The organism is Stenotrophomonas sp. STEN029 (assembly GCF_056760015.1).
This window is the reverse complement of record NZ_JBRREC010000166.1, coordinates 1-3,149: the sequence shown is the minus strand read 5'-3', so window position 1 is coordinate 3,149 and position 3,149 is coordinate 1. Positions and strand designations below refer to the sequence as shown.

Here is a 3,149-nt window from a genome sequence, read left to right as displayed (position 1 = left end):
CCCGCCCGGCCGCGGGGGCGGCCCAACCCCCCCCGGGGTGCGCCCCCCACCGGCCCCCGCCCGCGCCCCGGGGGGGGCTCGCCCTACCCGGGGCTACGGGGACGGAGCTCCTCGGTTCCTCCCATATTCCATGGCGGCATCAGTTCCATCCGGATGCATGCATGAACCTGCTGACGTTCTTAGTAGAATGGACCCCATGAACGCGCCTACCGTCCCCTACGACGCCCAGCGACTGAGCGAACTGGCCCAGCTGCTGATCGACAACATCCGCGAGCTGGCCCACGCCGGCTGGACACCTGCCACCAGCAGCAACTTCTCGCACCGGCTGGATGACCAGCATGCGGCCATCACCGTGTCCGGCAAGGACAAGGGCCGGCTGATCGAAAGCGACATCATGGTGGTGGATTTCGACGGCAAGGCCGTGGGCCGATCGCTGCGGCCTTCGGCGGAAACCCTGCTGCACACCCAACTCTACGCTCGCTTCCCGGAAGTCGGCTGCGTGCTGCACACCCATTCACCGGTGCAGACCATCGCCTCGCGCCTGTATGGCAGCGACGGTCATATCCGCCTGGAGGGCTATGAGCTGCTCAAGGCCCTGCACGGAAATTCCACCCACGAGACCGCCGTCGACCTGAAGGTGTTCCCCAACACCCAGGACATGGATGTGCTGGCCGCCCAGGTCGAGGCCGAACTCGACAAGGGGCCGATGTGGGGCTATCTGATCGACGGCCACGGCCTGTATGCCTGGGGCCGCGACATGGCCGAAGCCCGTCGCCACCTGGAGGCCTTCGAGTTCCTGCTGCACTGCGAACTGGAACTGCGCCGCCTGCGCGGCCACGCCTGATCCTTCCTTCTACTACGTCGAGTCCCCCATGAGCCGACTGCGCATTTTCAACGACACCGCCCCGGACGCACCGCTGTTCGACAGCCGCGACGGCGAGGTCATCGCCGCCGAACTGAAGAAGATCGGCGTCACCTTCGAACGCTGGCAGGCCAAGCACCCGGTGGCCCCGGGCGCCAGCCAGGAAGAAGTGTTCACCGCCTACCGTGAAGACATCGACCGTCTGGTCGCCGAGCATGGCTTCAAGAGCGTGGACGTGGCCTCGATCGCCCCGGACAACCCGGCGCGCGCCGAGATCCGCAAGAAGTTCCTCGACGAGCATTACCATAAGGAAGACGAAGTGCGTTTCTTCGTCGCCGGCTCGGGCCTGTTCACGCTGCACGTGGACGACAAGGTCTATGAGGTGGAATGCGTCAAGGACGACCTGATCGCCGTCCCCGACCGCGTCAACCACTGGTTCGACATGGGCGAAGAACCCAGCTTTGCCGCCATCCGTTTCTTCACCGAGCCGGACGGCTGGGTCGGCCACTTCACCGGCACCGACATCGCCCAGCGCTTCCCGCGCTACGAGCCCAGCGCAGCATAAGCCGCTGCTTTGCCGTGAGCCCCGCTCTGCTTGAGCCCCTCTCCCGCCAGCGGGAGAGGGGGTGGGGTGAGGGCAGCTTCCCGCTCTTGCTTCCTATCCTCGCCAACTAAGCATTCGTGCCCCTAGCAGCACCATGCAGGAATACCAGCATGACCATCAAAGCCATCCTCACCGACATCGAGGGCACCACCTCCAGCATCTCCTTCGTCAAGGAAGTGCTGTTCCCGTATGCCCGCAATGCCCTGCCCGGCTTCGTGCAGGCCCACGGCAACGAACCGCAGGTCCGCCAGTGGCTGGATGCGGTGGCCACCGAAATTTCCGCCAGCGCCTGCCAGGACGAGGTCATCGTCGAAACCCTGCAGGGCTGGATCGACCAGGACCGCAAGCACACCGCGCTGAAGGCGCTGCAGGGCATGCTCTGGGACGTGGGTTACCGCAACGGCGACTACACCGCCCACCTGTACCCCGAAGTGGCCGACGTGCTGCGCGGCTGGCACGCCAGCGGCTTGCCGCTCTACGTCTACTCCTCCGGCTCGGTGCCGGCGCAGAAGCTGTTCTTCGGCTTCAGCGATGCCGGTGACTTGAACAGCCTGTTTTCCGGCAACTTCGACACCGAGGTTGGCGGCAAGCGCGAGGCGCCCAGCTATGCGCATATCGCCAAGGCCATCAACATCGCCCCGGCCGAGATCCTGTTCCTCTCCGACGTGGTCGAGGAATTGGACGCCGCCCGCGAGGCCGGCCTGCAGACGGTGCTGGTCGACCGCCTCAGCGATTACCCGCAGCCGCGCAGCGGTGAGGCCACCCATGGCCACACCCGGGTCGAGCGCTTCGACCAGATAGCGCTTTGATTTTCTGGTCGACGCACAGACAGAAAGACGGCCCCTCACGGGGCTGTTTTTTTTTGCAGGACCCATCGCACATGCCTGAATGTGCAGCGCCGCTTTTCACACCAGCAGCACATCAGCATCACCACCGGTAAAGCAAACCCTGCGCAGGATCAGTACTCCATCGCCAGCCCTGCCATCACACCAAGGACGCCCCCGCATGAGCATCACCGAAGAAATCGGTCAGGCGCTGGCCGCCGAGTTCGCCATTCCCGATGTCGGCACATTGACCGTGATCGTCTCCCGGCTGGCCACCGCCATCGTGCTCGGCGGACTGCTTGGCCTGGAACGCGAGCGCAAAGGACGCGCGGCCGGCCTGAAGACGCACATCCTGGTCTCGGTAGGTTCGGCGCTGTTCGTGTTGGCACCTTTGCAGATGGGCATTTCGGGCGCCGATGTGACCCGCGTGATGCAGGGCATCGTCTCCGGCATCGGCTTCCTTGGTGCCGGCGCCATCCTCAAGCTCGACAACGAAGAGCGCATCCAGGGCCTGACCACGGCGGCCGGCATCTGGATGACCGCCGCCATTGGCATGGCAGCCGGCATGGGCATGGAAATGGTGGCCTTCATCACCACGATTGCCGCCTTGGCGGTCGTGAGCACGCTACCGAAGCTGATGCCGGATAAACGGAAGAACGTCGATGGCAGTGAAGCAGACCTCGATACCTGACCAAACTGGCATCGAACCCAGCTTTTTTTTGTGGGAGCGGTGTAAGCCGCGAAGCAAGCGAATCACCAGATCGCAAAGCTGCCAATAGACTGAGCAAAACCAGCTTCGCGGCGTACGCCGCACCCACAACTCCCATGGTTTAAAGGGGGGGGGACGCAACACCAGCAC

At 64.4% G+C, this 3,149-nt stretch carries 4 protein-coding genes; all 4 read left to right on the top strand.

From position 1 onward, the window contains the following. Window positions 1–196: 196 nt before the first annotated feature. Window positions 197–844: a methylthioribulose 1-phosphate dehydratase gene (locus tag ACVOLI_RS20355; protein WP_481615766.1), complete on the top strand. Its 648-nt coding sequence runs from the start codon at window positions 197–199 to the stop codon at window positions 842–844. Window positions 845–872: 28 nt separating this feature from the next. Next, window positions 873–1,427, top strand: a complete 555-nt coding sequence (locus tag ACVOLI_RS20350; protein WP_481615765.1) for a 1,2-dihydroxy-3-keto-5-methylthiopentene dioxygenase — start codon at window positions 873–875, stop codon at window positions 1,425–1,427. A gap of 149 nt (window positions 1,428–1,576) precedes the next feature. Then, a complete protein-coding gene (mtnC, locus tag ACVOLI_RS20345; protein ID WP_481615764.1) occupies window positions 1,577–2,275 on the top strand; it encodes an acireductone synthase in 699 nt (232 codons plus the stop codon). 196 nt (window positions 2,276–2,471) lie between these two features. Beyond that, window positions 2,472–2,981 carry an MgtC/SapB family protein gene (locus ACVOLI_RS20340; RefSeq protein ID WP_282269961.1) on the top strand — a complete coding sequence of 170 codons (510 nt, stop codon included), beginning with the start codon at window positions 2,472–2,474 and terminating at the stop codon, window positions 2,979–2,981. Window positions 2,982–3,149 lie beyond the last annotated feature (168 nt).